This window comes from Streptomyces sp. NPDC003691 (assembly GCF_053981115.1).
Map to the genome: position 1 here is coordinate 1 of NZ_JBSFNQ010000121.1, position 17009 is coordinate 17009.

Consider the following 17009-nt stretch of genomic DNA (forward strand, 5'->3'; position numbering starts at 1 on the left):
TCATGGAACAGCTGATCATGATCGATGCGCTGAAGCGGGCTTCCGCCCGGAGCATCACCGTGATCGTGCCGTTCTACGGCTATGCCCGCCAGGACCGGTCGCCGACGGAGTCCAGGACACGGGAGTAGAAGGCCGGGCTGTCCGGCCCGTACACCAGGGTGTTCCCGCCCGCTCCCGGCAGTTCGGTGACCACTCCGGCCATCCCGAGCCGGGCCACCCGGGTCAGCACCGGCGCCCACTGCTCCTTGGTGCTGACGATGCCCCCGCTGAACAGCAGGAGGGGCCGGGGCTCGCGCGCGGACAGCCCGGCGGTCCAGCAGCGGACCGTCCCGCCGGGCAGTTCGACGGTGTGCGGTTCGATGGGTGTGCCGTCGCGCCGCCAGCGGTCGAAGGCGGCCGTGGCGCGCTCCAGGGCGCGGGCCCTGGCCGGACCGTCGACGTACGGGAAGCGGGCCATCGTGAAAGCCCGGCAGGCGTCCAGCGGCCGCCCGGCGGCCTCCGCCTCCTCGCCCGCGCGCGACCATTCGTACGTCCAGGAGCCGGGGCCCTCCGGATCGTCGTTCCTGATCCGGGCCATCACTCCGGAGTGGACCGCGGGCGGAATGCGCTGCGCCTTCGCATGGACCTCGACGTACCGCTTCAGCTCCGCCAGGTCGTTGGCGGGCGCGCCCCCGCCCGCGGGCACGGTGGCGGGAAGGGGGCCGGGGCGGCTGTCCGGCGCGGGGGTGGTGCCGTCGTCGGTGCCGCCGCTGCTGCGTTCGTCCACGCTCTGCTCCCGGTGGTGTTCAGGGCCGGTCCGGCCGGGCGGCCGTGGCCTCGGCTTGCTCCGGGCGGGGCACGCCGCCACCGGCCCGCCCGGTACGGTCGGCTGCGGACCCGGCTGCGGACCCGGCTGCGGACCCGGCAGTGGATCCGGCAGTGGATCCGGCTGCGGACTCCGCGGCGGTGCCCGTGGCCGTGCCGGAACCGTCCTCCGGGGCCGCCTGCTCCTCCGGGCCGAACGCCTCCAGACCGTCCTTGACGGCCGCCAGCAGTTCGGCGGCCTCGGCGCCGTCGATCACCCGGTGGTCGAAGGTGAGGTTGAGCCGCATGACGGGGGCCACGGTCACCGCCCCGTCGCGGACCACCGGCCGGTCCAGGATCCGGCCCACGCCGAAGGTGACCGTGGTACCGCCGACCGAGTGGAAGCCGTCGACCGGACCGTGCCCCAGGGAGCTGACGGAGAAGGTGCCCGTACGCCGGTCCCGGCCCGGCAGCGGCCGGGTCGCCAGCCGGTAGGCCAGCGGTGCCAGCAGGGCGGGCAGCCGGTGCAGTCTGCGGACACCGGCGAACTCGGGCAGCGTTTCGGGATCGCCGTCCCGGACCCGGTCGATCTGCCGCTGAATCGCTTCCAGCCCGGCCCGCTCCAGTCCCGGGAGCACGGTCGCCAGCACCACGCGCCGGCCGCCGAGCGTCCGGTCCAGCGCCAGCTTGCCCGCCACGGAGTCGTAGCGCGCCAGCTTCGGCCAGACCCGGCCCCGTACCGCCGCGTTGGCTTCCGGACGGGCGGCCAGGGCGCGGCCCGCGGTATGCAGCACATAGGCGACGGGGGAGTAGCGCCGTCCGCGGTCCGCCGCCGCGCCGCGGTGCCGCCGGACGGCGGTCATATCGACCTCGGTGTCCAGATGGACGGGGGCGAAGTCCCGTACGGCGTTCAGGAAGTAGACGGTATGGCGGCGCTCCCGCGCCACCCGGGTCACGGCCATGCCCTCACTCCCTCTCCAGGGCGAAACCGGACTTGATCCACTTGCTGGACTCGATGGCGATGCCCAGCGCGCGCTCCCCGGGTGCCATCAGCGGCAGCACCTCCTCCAACTGGAGGAACGGCAGTCCGTTCCCGTTGTTGCCGGTGCGGGTGATGCAGCTGATCTCCCGGGCCCGCGCAGTCCCGCCGCCCCCGCCGAGCGCCTCCACGATGTTCGCGGTCATCCGGGTCGACAGCTGGGGCGGCAGCAGATAGTCCAGGTCCCCGGCCTCCCAGCCCAGCTCGGCGAGGAGTTCGCCGTACACCTCGACGGCCATTTCCGGTACGCGCCGTTCGATCGCCTTGTAGTCCTCGGTCACGGACGGGCGGCCGCTGTTCCGGTCGTTGGGGCCGAACCAGGCCAGGGTCTGGCCGGGCTCGCGGCCCAGTCCGGCGAGGCGGGTACGGACCCGGCGCAGGGTCACCGCGCCGGGCACCGGCAGCGTCGTCAGGACCACCGCGCCGGCGCCGTCCCCGAAGAGCACCGCGTTGATCATCTCTTCGGGCGGCATCGTCCGCAGGTCGGCCGTGAGATCGAAGGCCCGGGCGCAGACGTCGCCGCCGATCACCAGGGCGGTCCGGTGCTCCCCGGCGCGCAGGAGCTGGGTGGCCACGCTCATCGCCTGGAGCGCGCCCGTACAACCCGACTGGAGCTGGAAGACGGGCAGTTCGTCGATGCCGAGCCGGTCGGCGACCACACTGGCCGTGGTGGGCATCAGCAGATCGGGGGTGGCGGTGCCCAGCACCAGCAGGTCGACCGCGTCCGGTTCCAGCCCGGCGGCTTCGAGGGCCCGCCGGCCGGCGGTCTCGCCGAGGTCGGCGAGCGTGCAGAGCGGTTCGTCGGTCTCCAGGTCGATGGAGAGATGCCGGGTCCGGGTGCCGATGAAGACGTCGACCCACTCCTGCCAGGACGGGCTCATACCGAACCGGCGGGCGAGGGCGGCGTTGTCCACCGGCGGGCCCGGCAGGGCCGTGGCCGCCGACAGGACGCGGACCGGCGGGTCAGCGGCGGATCTGCGGGTCGTGGCTGTGGCGGTGGCTGTGGACGGCATGGACTGTCCCTTCTGATCGGACGCCCGGCTCCCGCCAGGCGTGCTCCGGCCGCGGTACGGCGTCCAGCAGCTCACGGGTGTAGGCCGACCGGGGACGCAGCAGTACGTCGTCGGTGGCGCCCTCCTCGACCACGGCGCCGTCCCGCATCACCAGCACCCGGTCGCTGAGATGGTGGATCACTCCGATGTCGTGCGAGATGAAGACCATCGCGACATCGGTGGACGCCTGGATATCGGCGAACAGGTCGAGCACCTGGGCCTGCACCGAAACGTCCAGGGCGGACACGGGTTCGTCGCAGACCAGGACCGCGGGCCCGGGTACCAGGGCCCGGGCGATCGCCGCCCGCTGGCGCTGGCCGCCGGAGAGTTCGCGGGGGCGGCGGTCGAGTACCGACGCGTCCAGTCCCACCAGCTCCAGCACATCCCGTACCCGCCGGTCGCGTCCCTCGGCAGCGCCCGCCCGGCCGCCGCCCGGTCCGTCGAACGCCTCCCCGACCAGCCGCCGGACCGTCCAGCGGGGGTCGAGGGCGCCGAAGGGGTCCTGGTGCACCAGCTGGATACGCCGCCGCCGGGCGCGGCGCTTCCGTTCGGGCAGCCCGCTCCAGGGCTCGCCGAGGAACGACACCCGTCCGCGGTCCGGCTCCAGCAGCCCCATCAGGATCCGGGCCACGGTGGTCTTGCCCGATCCGGATTCGCCCAGTACGCCCAGGGTCTCTCCGGCGGAGAGGGTGAACGACACCTCGCGCACGGCCTGCCGGCGGCCTCCGCCGGGCAGCGGGAAGGAGACGTTCAGGGCATCCGCGGCCAGCACTTCGGGGCGGGCCGCGCCGGTGCCGTTCTTGCCTGCACCGGGTCCCGCACCGGTGCCGTTCTTGCCTGCACCGGGTCCCGCACCGGTGCCGTTCTTGCCTGCACCGGGTCCCGCACCGGTGCCGGTGGCTTCCGTGCTGGTTGTTCCCGCGCCGGTTGTTCCCGCCGTGCCCGTCGCGCCGGTTGTGCCCGCCGTGCCGGTCACGGACCCGCTGACGGGACGCGACGACAGACGGGTGCCCCGGGTTCCGGGGCCGGGCACCGCGCGCAGCAGCTCCCGGGTGTAGGGGTGGGACGGATTCCGCAGCACCTCCCGGGCCGCTCCCTCCTCCACGATCAGCCCCCGGTACATCACCGCGATCCGGTCCGCCAGTCTGGCGACCACCGCGAGATCGTGGCTGATCAGCAGTACCCCGGCGCCGTTGTCCCGGCGTTCGGCCAGCAGGTCCAGGATGCGCGCCTGGACGGTGGCGTCCAGAGCGGTCGTCGGTTCGTCGGCGACGATCAGCCCGGGACCGGCGGCCAGTGCGGCGGCGATCAGCGCGCGCTGGCGCAGACCGCCCGACAACTGGTGCGGATACTGGCGGGCCCGGACCGCCGGTTCGGGCACACCGACCTTCTCCAGCAGGCCGACCGCCCTGCCGGGCCGGTCCCGCCGCCCGGCCAGCCCATGGGCCCGCAGCGCCTCCGTGACCTCGGCGCCCACCCGGCGCAGCGGGTCCAGTGACACCAGCGCGTCCTGCGGGACCAGTCCCACGTGCCGGCCGCGCAGCGCCCGCCGGCCCTCTTCGTCGAGGTCCCGGACGTCCCGCCCGGACAGCAGAAGCCGGTCCGCGGTGACCCGGGCCGTGGGGCCCGCAAGTCCGAGCAGGGCCCGCCCGGTGACCGTCTTGCCCGAACCCGACTCGCCGACGACGGCCAGGCACTCCCCGGCCGCCAGCGTCAGGTCGACCCCGCGGACGGCGGCGACCGTGCGGCCGCCGTCGTCACCGTCACCGTCACCGTCGCTTTCGCCGACGCCGGTGCCGCTGCCGTCGCCGTGCCCCGAACGGGCCGTGGGCGCCGGGAACGACACCCGCAACCCGCGGACCACGAGCAGCGGTTCGGTGCTGGTGCCCGACCCGTCCGTGCCCCCGTCCGCGAGCAGCGGTTCCGTTTCCCGCCGCTCCCCGTCAGTGCGTCCCACCACGACCCGTTCCTTCCACTCTGTTCCGGGCGGCCCCGCCCAGCACATGAATCGACGCCACCGTCAGGGTGATGAGCAGCCCGGGACAGACGGCGGCCGTCCAGGCGGCGTCCAGATGGTTCCGGCCCTCGGCGAGCATCGCGCCCCATTCGGGGGTCGGCGGCTGGGGGCCGAGGCCCAGGAAGCTCAGGGCCGAACCGGCCAGGATCGCGGTGCCGACGTTCAGCGTGGCGAAGACCAGGACCGGCGGCATCGCGTTGGGCAGCAGATGGCGGCGGTAGACCACCGAGGGGCGCAGCCCCAGGCCCAGGGACGCCGTCACATAGTCCGCGTTCTTCACCGTCAGCGCCTGGGCCCGGGCCAGCCGGATGAAACCGGGGGTCATGGAGAGCCCGATGGCGATCGTCGCGTTCCGCGTGCCGGGGCCGAGGGTGGCCACCACCAGCAGGGCGAGCAGCAGCCCGGGGAAGGCCAGCAGGACGTCGTTGACCCGCATGATCGCCTCGTCGACCGCCCGGTGCGAGGTCGCCGCCAGGACTCCGAGGAGCGTGCCCGCGACCACGGCGAGGCCGGTGGCGCCCAGCCCCAGCAGCAGCGAGAGCCGGGTGCCGTGGACGAGCCGGCTGAAGACGTCCCGCCCCAGCTCGTCCGTGCCGAGGAGATGGGCGCCCGACGGCCCCTGGAGGGTGCCGATCGGATCCACCGCGTCGGGGGCGTGGGTGGCGAAGAGCCCCGGCCAGGCCGCGGCCAGACCCAGCAGGACCAGCAGGACCGCGGCAATCGTGTATCCGGCGTACGAGACCCGGAACCGCCGGGCGTGCGCCCGGACCGCGGGGGATTCGGTACCGGTGATCGCGGTGGTCACGCGACCGCCTCCTTGAGCCGGGGGTCGATCACCGGATAGAGCCAGTCGACCAGGATGTTGACGATGACGAACAGGGCGGCCGACGCGATCACCAGACCGGTCACCACAGGCAGGTCACGGCTGTTGATGGCGGCCGTCATCAGCCGCCCGAGCCCCTGGCGGCTGAAGACCGTCTCGATGATGACGGTGCCGCTGAGCAGGGCCCCGATGGTCCAGCCCGACAGGGTGACCAGCGGGACCAGGGCATGCCGCAGGGCGTGCCGGAGCCGGAGGTCGGTCTCGGTGGCGCCCCGAGCCCGGGAGGCCAGCGCGTAGGGCTGTTTCAGCGAGTCCTCCATCGACTCCCGGAGCACCTGGGCGAAGACGCCGACCAGGGAGAGCGCCAGGGTGACCGCGGGCAGGACCAGGGCCCGTACGCCCTCGCCGCCCGCCGCCGGGAAGAGCTGCCAGCGGAAGGAGAGCAGCGCGAGCAGCAGCACGCCCACCCAGAAGGCGGGGGTGGAGATGAGCGCCAGCTCGACCGCGGCGGAGAGCCTGCGGAGCCCGGGGCGGCGCCCCGCGGTGGCCACGGCCAGCGGCAGCGCGAGGGCACAGCCCAGCGCGAATCCGGTCAGTGCGAGCCAGAGGGTGGGCGGCGCCTGCTCGGAGATCAGTTCGGTGACCGGCCGCTGGAGCTGGTACGAGGTCCCCAGATCACCGGTGAGCAGCCGGCCCATGAACGACGCGTACTGCGCCGCCAGCGGCCGGTCCAGCTCCAGGTCCCGCCGTACCTCGGCCACCGCCTCCGGTGAGGTCGCCGTACCGCCGAGCATGACCTCGGCGGGATCGCCCGGCGTCAGATGCAGCGCGGCGAAGGCCGCCGTCGCCGCGCCCAGGATCACGAGCACGCCCAGCAGCAGCCGCCGTGCCAGCCAGTTCACCAGCGGGTTCACGATTCCTCCCGCCGGGCGTCCTGGAAGACGGGGTAGCCCGCCGGGTCCCAGCGCAGACCACGCAGGCCCGAGACGTATCCGACGGTCGTCGCCGGTACATAGACGGGGATTGCCAGCGCCCGGTCGAGGACATGGCGCTGGGCGCTCTGGTAGGCCGCGGCCCGGACGGGCGCGGAGGAGCTGGTGATCGCCCGGTCGAGCCAGGCGTCGAGCGCCGGGTCCTTGATCCGGAAGAGATTCGAGCCGCCCTTCTCGGCGGTCTTCCCGGAGCCGAAGTAGTGGCGCAGGATGTCGGGTTCGGCCCGGGTGAAGCTGAAGGCGAGCACATCGGCGTCGCCGGAGCCCGCCCTGGTGGCGAACTGGCCCGGGTCCAGCCGGGTGTAGCGGAGTTCGATGCCCGCCCGGCGGGCCTCGGCCTGGATGCCCTGCCCCATCGCGTCCCGGCCGTCCCGGGCGAGGAAGTCGATGTACGGCCAGAACAGGGAGAGGCGTTTGCCGTCCTTGACGCGGTAGCCGTCACCGTCGCGCCGCTCCCAGCCCGCCGCGTCGAGGAGACGGCCTGCCTCCCGCGGGTCGTACTCCCACGGCGGGACCGCCGCGTGGTGGACGGTGGTGGGGGAGAGCGGTGCCCAGGCCCGGGTCCGCTGTCCGTGGTAGACGGAGTCCACCAGGTCCGTCAGCCGGATCGCCTTGGTCAGCGCCTGCCGCACCCGGACGTCCGCGAGCGGCCCCCGGTTGGGGTTGAGGAACAGGGTCCAGGGCAGGCCGGGGTTGTCGGTGCGGTGCACCTCGTAGCCGCTGGAGCGCCGCAGCGAGGCGACGTTCCGCGGCGGTACGTTGTCCACCGCGTCGGCCTGGCCGCTGGTCAGCAGGCCCAGCCGGACGGACTGTTCGGAGACGAAGAGATAGGTGATCTCGGGGATCGGCGGCGGCGAGGTCCGGCCGTCCGGGCCCGGACCCCACCGGTAGTCGGGGTTCCGGCGCAGCGTGATGCTGTGCTTCCGGGACCAGGAGACCAGTTGGTACGGGCCCGAGCCGACCGGCTTCGTGCACAGCTCCCCGGCCGGTTTCGCCAGCGCCCGGGCGGACTGGATGCCCAGATAGGCGGTGCTGAGGGCCTGGAGGAACGCCGCGTTGGGCCGGGCCAGCTCCACCCGCGCCGTCAGCTTGTCCACCACCACGGTCCGCCGGTACCCCTCCAGCAGGCTGGCGGCGTACATCGACCGGGTCTTCGGGTTCACCGCATGGTCGAGTGTCGCCCGTACGGCGGCGGCGTCGAGGCCGGTCCCGTCGTGGAAGCGGACCCCGGGGCGGAGCCGGAAGGTGTACGAGAGGCCGTCGGGGGAGCTGCTCCACCGCTCGGCGAGCCAGGGGTGGAAGGCCCCGCTCCGGTCCATCGAGACCAGCGAGTCATGGGTGTTGCGGACCAGGGCGGCGGTGGCGTCGAGCGGGCTGACCTGCGGGTCGAGACAGTCCGGTTCGGTTTCGACGGCATAGACGAGCGAGTCCGACGGCCGTGCCGTTTCGGCCGTGAGTCCGCATCCGGACACGGCTGCCGCGAGGACCAGACACCCGGCGAGGGCCCGTCTCCACGGGCGGCCCGCTGAACCACTGCTGAACACTCCCACCTCCCACTGCCGTACACCTTTTGCCCACTGAGGGTCACCGGCCGGTCCTGGACCGGGCTAAGGGCGGTCTAAAGCCCAACGGGTGCGTATGAACGGGACATTGCAAAGCGGAGGCTGCCTACGTATCGTGGTTCGGGCGGGCTCCGGCAGGGCCGGGCCCGTGGCGAGCCCGCCGGGCGTGCCGGGCCGGGCGAAGGCGCCGGAAGTGGTGCGGGGCGGCCCGCCACGGGCGCCTTCACCCGGCCGGCCCGGCGGCCGTCGCCGCCCCCGGAATCCCCGCCGGGGAAGCTCCGCCCCGGGACCTCCGTCCCGGCGCTCCGGAATCCCCGTCGCCGACACTGTGAACGAGGTCGTGGCCATGTCCGATGAACCGTCCGCCGCCGTGCCCGGAGCGCCTCCCGCCGCCACGGACCACGCCCACTACCGCCGGGTCCTCGGCCACTTCGCCACCGGGATCGTGGCCGTCGTCGGACGCGACCCGGCGACCGGTGAACCGGTCGGGATGGTCGCCAACTCCTTCGTACTGGCCTCGGGGTCCCCGCCGCTGGTCTCCTTCTGCATGGCGCGCACCAGCTCCTCCTGGCCGCGGATGCGCGGCGGCGGGCGTATCGGAGTCGTCGTCCTCAGCTCCGCCCAGCGCGCGGTGAGCACGGGCCTGGCGGGCCGGGGCCGCGACAAGTTCCGGCATCTGGAGTGGACGGACTCGCCGTCCGGGCTGCCGGTGCCGGTGGGCGGCCTCGCCACCCTGGAGTGCGAGGTGACCGCGGAGCTTCCGGCCGGGGACCACGAGATCGTGCTCTGCCGGGTGGCACGGACGGACCTGCGGTCCTGCGACGAGGGCCCGCTGCTCAGCTACCGCGGGGGGTACGGGGCCTTCTTCGGTGCGACGGACGCCCCGGACACATGAGCGGCGCACGCGCGGCCGCCGGGCGGCGGGGCGCGAGCGGCCCGCCCCGCCGGGCGGGCCCCGGACCCCGGCGTGCCCGCCCGCGCCCCGCCCGCCCGTGCCCGGCGCGTTCGCCCCGCCCCCGTTCCGTGCTCACTCCGCGATATACGTCTCGTGGCTCCACCGGAAGACCCGCAGAGTCCGCCCGCCCCGCTCCAGCGATTCCGCCGTGGGAACGAAGTGGTCGTAGTGATTGCCGTGCAGCAGTTTGAGGGTCTGCGTCGGATCGTCGACCGTCACCACCTGGCCTTCGGCCTGTCCCGCCGCCCACGCGGCATGAGGACTGCCCCGGAGAACGGCGTTTCCGGTGGTTTCCGCGAACGGCTCGGCCTCCCCGGCCTCCCCGGCCTCCCCGGCCTCCCCGGTCGGCCGGGTCCCGGCGAACGGCCCGGTCTCCCGGTACGGCCCGGTCCTGCGGTACGGCTCGGTCTCCATGATGGCCTCGCTCTCTCGGTCACGGTTCCTGCGGACGTGGTGGTGCGGTCCTCGTCGGGCGCGGCCGCGGCGGAAGGCGGCCGCGGGTCAGCCCGTGCGCCCCGGCTCGCCGTGCCCCGGCCCCGGACGGCTCGGACCCCGACCGCTCGGCACCGGACCGCTCAGCACCGAACGGAGCAGTCCGAACAGATGGTCCGGCGAGTCCCGGAGAAAGAGATGGCCGCCCGGTACGGTGTGCCGGACCCCGGGGGCCGCGCCGTGCCGGGCCCATCCCGCCATCGCCGCGGCGTCGATCAGCGGGTCGGCGGTGCCCGCGAAGGTGTGGACGGGGAACGGCAGCGGCCCGGGCCCGTCCGGGCCGGGCGGCCGATGGCTGTTGCAGAGGTCCAGATCGTCGCGGAGTACGGAGACGGCCGCGTCGACCCAGTCCGGGTACTGGAGCAGCGCCTCCGAGATACCGCCCGCGTCGAGCAGCCAACGCAGCAGCCGCTGCCGCGACATGTCCCGGGTGCCGGCCGACACCGGTGGCACATGCGGGGGATTGCACGCCCCGGCGAGCAGTGCCTCCGGGAGGCGTCGGCCCGCGGCGGCCCGGAACACCGAGAGGTGCCAGGCGACGAGCGCGCCCATGCTGTGCCCGTAGAGGACGTACGGGGTCCGGAGGTACGGGTCGAGATGCTCGTCCAGCTCCTCCACCAGCGCGGTCATCTCGGTGAAACGCGGCTCGCGGACCCGGCGCTCACGGCCGGGCAACTGGACCGGCAGCACCGCTACCGAGGGTCCGAGAGCCCGCTGCCAGTCACGGAAGACCGAGGCGCCGCCGCCCGCGTGGTGCAGACAGAACAGGCTCAGCGGCGCGTCCGGAACGGAGTCCGGGCGAACCGCGAGATAGGGAGTCCGGATCTCCTGGCGGAGGGCGGGACGAGTACCGGCGTGGGTCATCGCAGCTCCGATCGTCCGGTCCGGGCGGCGGGCGGGAACAGCCCGGCGGCGGCCGCGACCGGGCGGCGGCCGGCCCACCCCTGAAGGGTCCGGCCCCCGGCCAAACGAGGGCTTAACCTCCCCTGAAGACACGCTTCGGACACCGGGCGCCCGCAGCCCCCGCCCGACCCCGCGAACGGTGCCGCGATCCGGCGCCCGCTCGCTACGATGCGCGGTGTGAACTCGGGCTTCATACGGTGGACATGGGGGCTGGCGGGCGCGGCCGGGGCATTTGCCGCGGTGGCCGCCGGATGGCAGGCGTTCGGCAGTGTGGGGCCCGGTCAGTACGGGTTCGCCGCGGCGGCCGCGGCGGTCGGCGGCGGGCTCGCCTGGTCCCAGGCCGGGAGGCCCGCCGCGACCGTCGCACCGGATCGCCCCGTACCCCGGGAACTCCCGCGCGACATACCCGACTTCACCGGCCGCTCCGGTGAACTCGCCCAGCTCGCGGAGGCGCTGGGCGCGGCACCCGACGGGACCACCGGGACGCTGGTGACCGTCGTGGGCAAGGGCGGCCTGGGCAAGACGACGCTCGCCGTACGGGCCGCACAGCGCGCCGCCGCCCGCTTCCCCGACGGGCAGCTCTTCGCCAACCTCCGGGGCTACGACCCCCGGCCGGCCGAACCGGCCGAGGTGCTCGCCCGGCTGCTGCGCTCCCTGGGCGCCGACCCGCGCGCGATCCCCGACGGCACGGACGACCGCGCGCAGATGCTGCGGACCCTGACCGCCGGACGCCGCCTGCTCGTCGTCCTCGACAACGCCAACGGGGCACGGCAGGTCCGTCCCCTGCTGCCCGGCGGCCCGGACGCGGCGGTAATCGTCACCAGCCGGGCGCGCCTCGGGACCATCGAAGGGGCCCGGACGATCGCCCTCGACCTGCTGGAACCCGGCGAGGCGGTGGAGCTGCTCGGCCGGATCGCGGGCCCGGCGCGGGTGGCGGCCGAACCCGACGCGGCCCGCCGGCTGGTGGCGCTCTGCGGACGGCTCCCGCTCGCCGTCCGGATCGCCGGGGCGCGCCTGGCCGAGCGGCCCGACCTCACCCCGGCGGCTCTCGCCGCCCGCCTCGCCGACGAACGCGGCCGGCTCGACCACCTCGAACTCGGGGACCTCGACGTACGCTCCAGCTTTATGATCAGCTACCAGGGGCTCCCGGACGACCAGCGCAGGGCCTTCCGGATGCTGGGGCTCTTCCCCGGAGCCGACTTCGCGGTCTGGCCGCTCGCGGCCCTGCTGGACATCCCCCTGCGGGAGGCCGAACGCCTCGTCGACGCACTGGTGTCGGCACAGCTCCTCGACGCGCTCGGCCCCGACGAGACCGGCACCGCCCGCTACACCTTCCACGACCTCCTCCGCGCGCTCGCCCGCGAGCAGCACGAACCCGGGGCGGCCGCCGCGACCGGCCGGCTGCTGGGCGCCTATCTCACCCTCGCCGCCGCCGCGGAGGACCGCTTCCAGCCGGGCGAACTGCGCAAGACCGGCGGCCATCCGCGCCACGGCGTCGAACCCGGCGAGCAGGGCCGCCTGCTGGCCGACCCGGTCGCCTGGTTCGTCTCCGAGCGGCTGAACGTGGTGGCGTGCGTACGGCTGGCCTGCGAACGGGAGCTGTGGGACGCCGCATGGGAACTCACCCATATCGGCGCACCGTTCTTCGAGATGCTGGCGACCTGGGACGACTGGGGGACCGCCGTGGAGCTGGCCCTCGCCTCGGCCCGCCGGTCGGGCGACCGCCGGGCCGAGGCGATCACCCTGTTCGACCGCGGCGCGCTCTGCCGCGACCTGGGCCGGACCGATGACGCCCTCGCCGCCTACGAGGGGGCGACGGCCGGATACGAGGCCGTGGACGACGCGCACGGGCTGGCCGCCGTGCAACTGGTCCAGGGCATCGTCCACCGCAACCGCGGCACCTGGGACATCGCCGCCGAACGGCTGAGCGCCGCGGCCGCGGGACTCCGCGCGGCCGGAGACCGCCGGCTCGCGGCCCAGGCCCGCCGCAGCCTCGCCGTCGTCCGCAGCGGGCAGGGGCGGGCCGCCGAGGCCGTACCGCTGTTCCGGGAGGCCCTGGAGGAGTTCCGCGATCTGGGCGACCGCCGCGCCGAGGCGTATGCCTGGCGGGGTCTCGCCCAGGCCGAACTGGACAGCGGCGAACCGGCTTCCGCGGCCCGCTCCTTCGCCATGAGCCTCGACCTCACCCGCGGCCTGCGCGACCGCCGGGGCGAGGCCCGGGCCCTCCAGGGCCTCGGCCGTGTCCACACCGCCGAGGGCGCGGCCGCCCCGGCACTGCGCCGGTTCGCCGAGGCCCGCGCGATCGCGGAGGAGGCCCACGACGAGGTCCTTCTCCGCGAGCTGGACCGGGACACGGCCCGGACCGGCGGCTCTTAGCGCGCGGCCCCGGAGGACCGGCCGGGGTGAGCGGGCGGCTTGCCCGGTCGGCGAGGCAACGACCCTGTCACCCGGGGCCGTACACCTCGTCGAAGACGCCGAGCAGGGGTGCGGACAGCAGGGCGCGGGCCCGCCGCAGCAGGGATTCGCCGCCCACCACGTTTCCGGGCCATCCGTACGACTGCGCCCGCACGAGGTGGGTCCGTGCCCTGCCGGGGTCCGCGGGGAGGCCGTCGGCGCCCAGGAGATAGGCGAGCCCGAGCTCGAAGTGGGCGTTGCCCCGGGTGAACCCGTCGTCGTCATGGGCGAGGTCGGAGCCGTGGAGCAGGTCGTCGACCAGGTCATGGGCCTCGGTGAGGCCGGAGTCCGCCGCGACGAGCAGCAGTTTGAAGGCCAGCTCGACGGGATCCGTCTGCTCGCGGACCGCCGGGTCGAACTCCGGTGCTTCGAACGAGAGGAGGGTCTCGAACGCGCCTGCCCTGGCCGCCGCCACGTACTCCTGGAAGGAGGGGGAGCAGCCGGGGCCGGGTGTGACGACATAGCCGTCGGTGAGACGTTCGCCGAGCGGCGGTCCGCCGAGGGGAGCAACCATGAGCGGCACTTTAGGGCCGGGCGCCGACACTCCGGGTGCGCGACCGGTCCCGGGGCCACACCTGGTCGCCTTCGACGCGACGCGACCCGGCGCGGGCCACCGCGCCCCGGCCGGGCCGTTGCCGGCCGGCCGGGACACGGTGTGATCCCGTGGGGGTTGGGGGGCGGGGTCAGTCCCGGATGTAGTCGCGCAGCGGAGCGGGCCGCAGCCCGGCCGCGTCGGCCGCCGCGAGGACGCGGTTCAGGTCGGCCGCCAGGCTCGGGGTGAAGTGCAGCAGCACGATGTCGCCGGCCGCCAGGGCCGGAGCGGCGGGCGGGGTGCCCCAGGTGGTCTGGTCGTGCGTCCAGCCGACGACTGCCTTCGAACCGCAGGCACGGGCGGCCACCTGGGTGTCGGTGTTGTACGAGCCGTAGGGCGCCCGGGTCAGCCGGGGCTCGTAGCCGAACGTCGCCAGGTGCCGCTGGCGGGCTCCGCAGAGTTCGGCGCGCTGGCCCTGGAGGTCGAGCGTGGTCAGGTCGGGGTGGGTGAGCCCGTGGTTCTCCAGCCGGGAAGGACCGTGGTCGAGCAGCTTCCGGTAGTAGGCCGCGTCGTACGAGTAGGCGTCCGGCAGTACGAACAGCGATGCCGGAACCCGGCGGTCCAGCAGGATCTTCGAAGCCTCGGGGTCGTGGTACCAGCCGTCGTCGATGGTGATGAACACGACCGGGTCACGGGTGTCGACCCGGTTCACCACCGGTGCGGGAGGCGGCCAGGAGGCGGTCGTGGCCGTGGTCGCGGCGCTCGTCGGCGCCGCACTCGCCGGTGCGGGAACGGTCAGGCCCAGCAGGGCGAGAAGGGGTACCAGAAGGGCCAGTACGGCTCGGGGTCTCGGCATGGCCCGCATCATTGGTCCAGACCAGTACGCGTGTCAATGCTCCTGTCCAAAAAGGAAGTTGACGATGTGCCGGACACCGGAACCGCTGGTGGGCGACTTCCCGCGGACCGTATGCCCCTGTCCCGTGAGCCCCAGAAACACCCGCCCGCCACCCGGCTCTCAGTCTCCGGCGGCCGCAGCGGGGGTTCCCGTTCCCGCGCTCCGTGCGGCCGGGGCGGCCCGTAACACCTCCGGTACACCCCCGGCCCCCGCCCCGGCCGGACGGCGCCGGCCCTCAGAGGTCGACTACCAGCAGCCGGTAGCCGGCATCGAGTTCGTCGCGCTTCAGCAGATCGGCATGGCGCCGCTGCCACCGGCCCGAGGACAGATCGTCGGCGAGCCGGGCCAGACCCGGCCGCAGGATCTCGTCCGGGGTCCCGGCGAGCATCGAGATGCCCGCCCGGACCCGCGGATCGAGATATGCCTCCGGCCGGCGCCAGAAAGCGGCGAGGAACCCGTCGGTGCAGTCGTACGGGACGGGCACCGTCTCGACGCGGGCGCCTCCCAGCAGGGCGGCCAGACGGCCGACCGGGACGGCTCGTGCGAAGTCGGCCGCGGCCGCCTCGGGCAGATACTCCGACAGCAGCCAGAATCCGCGGGTGACGGTGTGGTCGAAGGTGAGGACGACGATCCGCTGCCGGGCGATACGGCGCATCTCCCCGATACCGGCTTCCAGATCGCCCCAGTGGTGCACGGTCAGCAGGGCCATCACCGCATCGGCCGAACCGTCGGCAAGGGGGATCGCCTCCGCGGACGCCTGGAGGGCCCGCGCGGATCCGGCCGGTCGCTGGGCGATCATCACCGCGCTGGGCTCGACCGCCAGCACGGTGCGGGCCGGTTCGTAGGACCCGGCACCGGCTCCCACGTTGACCACCGAGGCGGCGTTCCCGAGGGCCTGATGGATCCGGGCGGCGATGGCGGGGTCGGGGCGGCGGGTGTCGGCGTAGGTCGTTCCGATGCTGTCGTAGGTCGCCATTCGCGACAGTATGCGCTTGCCGCAGCCCGCGTGTGAACACCCGGGCGGTGATATCACCGCAGACGGGTGCGGTCGGGCCGGGGGACTCGGCGATCATCGGGTATGACCAGATCACCGGGCTTCTCCCGCCGTTCGCTGATATCCGCCGCAGGTGCCGCAACGCTGCTCTCGGCCGCCGAGGCACAGTCGGCCGCCCTCGCCTCGCCGGTGCGGCGGTCCGCCCTCGCCCCCGCCGCCGCCGAGGTGCCGACCGGTGGATCCCTCACCTCCGTGACGATCGCCGCGCACGACCCCGCGGCCTATCTGCGCGCCGCCGCGGGCGCGCTCACCGTGACCGTCCCGGCCGGGGCACCCGCCCGGACCGAGGTCGCGTACGGCGGGGACGTCCTTGCGGTCCTCACCCACGGTTCCCGCACCGTCGTGCTGACCGGACCCGAGCGCACCTTCCGTGAGGACAAGCGCGCCTTCGACGACACCTTCCGGCGTACGGTCGCCCAGGGCGGCTGGGGCCTCTCGCCCGGGGGCGGGGCCTGGGACACCGCCAACGGCGGCGCGGGCGACTACGCGGTCTCCCCGGGATCCGGTGTCGTCCGGATACCCGCGAACAGCACCGTGAGCCGCCATACGACGCTGAAGGACGACCGGGTCACGGACCTCGACGCCGTGATCACCGCGCGGTTCGCCCAGGACCCGTCGGACGCGGCCCGCTCCTTCGCCCTCACCTTCGGCTACCAGGGGCCCGCCCAGCACTGCCGCGCCCGGCTCTCGTTCGCCGCGGGCGGCGCGGTCACCCTGCATCTGGAGAAGGCTGTCAGTGCCACCTCCGTCACCCAGCTCGCCACCCCCTTCGCCGTCTCGCCCGGCGGCCCGGCGGACACCGAGTGGTGCGTCCGGGTCAGCCGCACCGGCGGTCTGATCCGGGCCCGTGCCTGGCGTGCCGACCAGGCCGAGGGCACCGGCTGGCAGAGCACCGCCGAGAGCCTGCCGCCCGCCCCGGGACGGATCGGGATCCGCGCCGCGGCCGACAGCACCACCCTCGCCGCCGAACTGGCCGTCTCCCGGGTCCGGGTCCTCACCGCGGCCTGGGACACCCCGGTGACGGTGACCCACCGATCCTGGGTCAGAGTGCTCCCCGAACCCTTCACCGGGGTGTGGAACGCGGGCGTGGAGCAGCGGATCCGCGGCTGGCTGGGCTCCACCGCGCCCGACGCCCTCGCCTACGGCTTCCAGTTCCTGCCCGGCGCGCCGCCGGTCGCCTCGTACCGCACCGGACCGCCGGAGAACGGCGCGCCCGTCCTCGGCGAGTCCGACTACGGTCCGCCGCTGGCCGGCGGCGCCCGGGAGGAAGGCGCCGACTTCCACGAATACATGGGCGTGAACTGGACCTTCGCCCGGGTACCGGCCGGATCGCTCACGAAGACCGCGGAGGCCCGCTTCCTGACGATCATGAAGCCCGGGCGCTGTCGGAACGGGCGGAGCGGCTGCTGGCGTTGCCGTAGGCCGGTGTAAGCGCTGTGGCCAGAAGGCGGCGAGC

15 protein-coding genes and 1 pseudogene are annotated in these 17009 nt (G+C 74.3%); 4 read left to right on the top strand and 12 right to left on the bottom strand.

Features of this window, described 5'->3' with window-relative positions; translation table 11 throughout:
- Positions 1-98 (top strand): annotated as a pseudogene (locus ACWDR0_RS31860) (ribose-phosphate pyrophosphokinase-like domain-containing protein); the annotation flags it as partial.
- On the opposite strand, the gene ACWDR0_RS31865 reads toward ACWDR0_RS31860, so the two are convergent.
- Genes ACWDR0_RS31865 through ACWDR0_RS31895 form a run of 7 tightly spaced genes read right to left on the bottom strand, consistent with a single transcriptional unit; the run spans position 80 to position 8250 of the window.
- Positions 80-766, bottom strand: a complete 687-nt coding sequence (locus ACWDR0_RS31865; protein WP_456355294.1) for a hypothetical protein — start codon at positions 764-766, stop codon at positions 80-82. The pseudogene ACWDR0_RS31860 and the gene ACWDR0_RS31865 sit on opposite strands and share 19 nt — an antisense overlap.
- A gap of 19 nt (positions 767-785) precedes the next feature.
- Positions 786-1745: a 2-oxo acid dehydrogenase subunit E2 gene (locus ACWDR0_RS31870; protein ID WP_456355295.1), complete on the bottom strand. Its 960-nt coding sequence runs from the start codon at positions 1743-1745 to the stop codon at positions 786-788.
- 4 nt (positions 1746-1749) lie between these two features.
- On the bottom strand, positions 1750-2835 hold the full coding sequence (locus ACWDR0_RS31875) for a 3-oxoacyl-ACP synthase III family protein (protein WP_456355296.1): 1086 nt from the start codon (positions 2833-2835) through the stop codon (positions 1750-1752).
- A complete protein-coding gene (locus tag ACWDR0_RS31880) occupies positions 2786-4834 on the bottom strand; it encodes a dipeptide ABC transporter ATP-binding protein (protein WP_456355297.1) in 2049 nt (682 codons plus the stop codon). Before ACWDR0_RS31880 ends, ACWDR0_RS31875 begins: the two co-directional genes overlap by 50 nt.
- Positions 4818-5696: an ABC transporter permease gene (locus tag ACWDR0_RS31885; RefSeq protein WP_456355298.1), complete on the bottom strand. Its 879-nt coding sequence runs from the start codon at positions 5694-5696 to the stop codon at positions 4818-4820. Before ACWDR0_RS31885 ends, ACWDR0_RS31880 begins: the two co-directional genes overlap by 17 nt.
- A complete protein-coding gene (locus ACWDR0_RS31890) occupies positions 5693-6628 on the bottom strand; it encodes an ABC transporter permease (RefSeq protein ID WP_456355299.1) in 936 nt (311 codons plus the stop codon). The genes ACWDR0_RS31885 and ACWDR0_RS31890 overlap by 4 nt, the downstream gene beginning before the upstream one ends.
- Entirely contained in the window at positions 6625-8250 is a 1626-nt protein-coding gene (locus tag ACWDR0_RS31895; protein ID WP_456355300.1) for an ABC transporter substrate-binding protein, read from the bottom strand. The genes ACWDR0_RS31890 and ACWDR0_RS31895 overlap by 4 nt, the downstream gene beginning before the upstream one ends.
- Before the next feature lie 364 nt (positions 8251-8614).
- On the opposite strand from ACWDR0_RS31895, the gene ACWDR0_RS31900 reads away from it, so the two are divergent.
- On the top strand, positions 8615-9163 hold the full coding sequence (locus ACWDR0_RS31900; protein ID WP_456355301.1) for a flavin reductase family protein: 549 nt from the start codon (positions 8615-8617) through the stop codon (positions 9161-9163).
- 132 nt (positions 9164-9295) lie between these two features.
- Here the strand turns inward: ACWDR0_RS31900 and ACWDR0_RS31905 are convergent, their stop codons facing one another.
- Complete coding sequence (locus ACWDR0_RS31905) at positions 9296-9637, bottom strand: DUF5988 family protein (protein WP_456355302.1); 342 nt, start codon at positions 9635-9637, stop codon at positions 9296-9298.
- 87 nt (positions 9638-9724) lie between these two features.
- Positions 9725-10579 carry a thioesterase II family protein gene (locus ACWDR0_RS31910; RefSeq protein WP_456355303.1) on the bottom strand — a complete coding sequence of 285 codons (855 nt, stop codon included), beginning with the start codon at positions 10577-10579 and terminating at the stop codon, positions 9725-9727.
- Positions 10580-10795: 216 nt separating this feature from the next.
- Here ACWDR0_RS31910 and ACWDR0_RS31915 point away from each other — a divergent pair, with 216 nt between their 5' ends.
- Positions 10796-12994 (top strand): ATP-binding protein, encoded by a 2199-nt coding sequence (locus ACWDR0_RS31915; protein ID WP_456355304.1) that lies wholly within the window; start codon positions 10796-10798, stop codon positions 12992-12994.
- Positions 12995-13061: 67 nt separating this feature from the next.
- Here the strand turns inward: ACWDR0_RS31915 and ACWDR0_RS31920 are convergent, their stop codons facing one another.
- The 3 genes from ACWDR0_RS31920 to ACWDR0_RS31930 form a co-directional block, all read right to left on the bottom strand.
- The gene (locus ACWDR0_RS31920) at positions 13062-13586 is read right to left on the bottom strand and encodes a hypothetical protein (protein WP_456355305.1); all 525 of its coding nucleotides are present in this window, start codon (positions 13584-13586) and stop codon (positions 13062-13064) included.
- 169 nt (positions 13587-13755) lie between these two features.
- The gene (locus ACWDR0_RS31925) at positions 13756-14460 is read right to left on the bottom strand and encodes a polysaccharide deacetylase family protein (RefSeq protein ID WP_456355306.1); all 705 of its coding nucleotides are present in this window, start codon (positions 14458-14460) and stop codon (positions 13756-13758) included.
- Between the two features lie 274 nt (positions 14461-14734).
- A complete protein-coding gene (locus ACWDR0_RS31930; RefSeq protein WP_456355307.1) occupies positions 14735-15475 on the bottom strand; it encodes a class I SAM-dependent methyltransferase in 741 nt (246 codons plus the stop codon).
- A gap of 102 nt (positions 15476-15577) precedes the next feature.
- On the opposite strand from ACWDR0_RS31930, the gene ACWDR0_RS31935 reads away from it, so the two are divergent.
- Entirely contained in the window at positions 15578-16984 is a 1407-nt protein-coding gene (locus ACWDR0_RS31935) for a hypothetical protein (protein WP_456355308.1), read from the top strand.
- Positions 16985-17009 lie beyond the last annotated feature (25 nt).

Excerpts from the sequence above, each read along its gene's own strand:
- ACWDR0_RS31930 (WP_456355307.1), bottom strand. The coding sequence starts at position 15,475 with ATGGCGACCTACGACAGCATCGGAACGACCTACGCCGACACCCGCCGC.
- ACWDR0_RS31875 (WP_456355296.1), bottom strand. The coding sequence starts at position 2,835 with ATGCCGTCCACAGCCACCGCCACAGCCACGACCCGCAGATCCGCCGCT.
- ACWDR0_RS31925 (WP_456355306.1), bottom strand. The coding sequence starts at position 14,460 with ATGCCGAGACCCCGAGCCGTACTGGCCCTTCTGGTACCCCTTCTCGCC.
- ACWDR0_RS31870 (WP_456355295.1), bottom strand. The coding sequence starts at position 1,745 with ATGGCCGTGACCCGGGTGGCGCGGGAGCGCCGCCATACCGTCTACTTC.
- ACWDR0_RS31935 (WP_456355308.1), top strand. The coding sequence starts at position 15,578 with ATGACCAGATCACCGGGCTTCTCCCGCCGTTCGCTGATATCCGCCGCA.
- ACWDR0_RS31900 (WP_456355301.1), top strand. The coding sequence starts at position 8,615 with ATGTCCGATGAACCGTCCGCCGCCGTGCCCGGAGCGCCTCCCGCCGCC.
- ACWDR0_RS31910 (WP_456355303.1), bottom strand. The coding sequence starts at position 10,579 with ATGACCCACGCCGGTACTCGTCCCGCCCTCCGCCAGGAGATCCGGACT.
- ACWDR0_RS31920 (WP_456355305.1), bottom strand. The coding sequence starts at position 13,586 with ATGGTTGCTCCCCTCGGCGGACCGCCGCTCGGCGAACGTCTCACCGAC.
- ACWDR0_RS31905 (WP_456355302.1), bottom strand. The coding sequence starts at position 9,637 with ATGGAGACCGAGCCGTACCGCAGGACCGGGCCGTACCGGGAGACCGGG.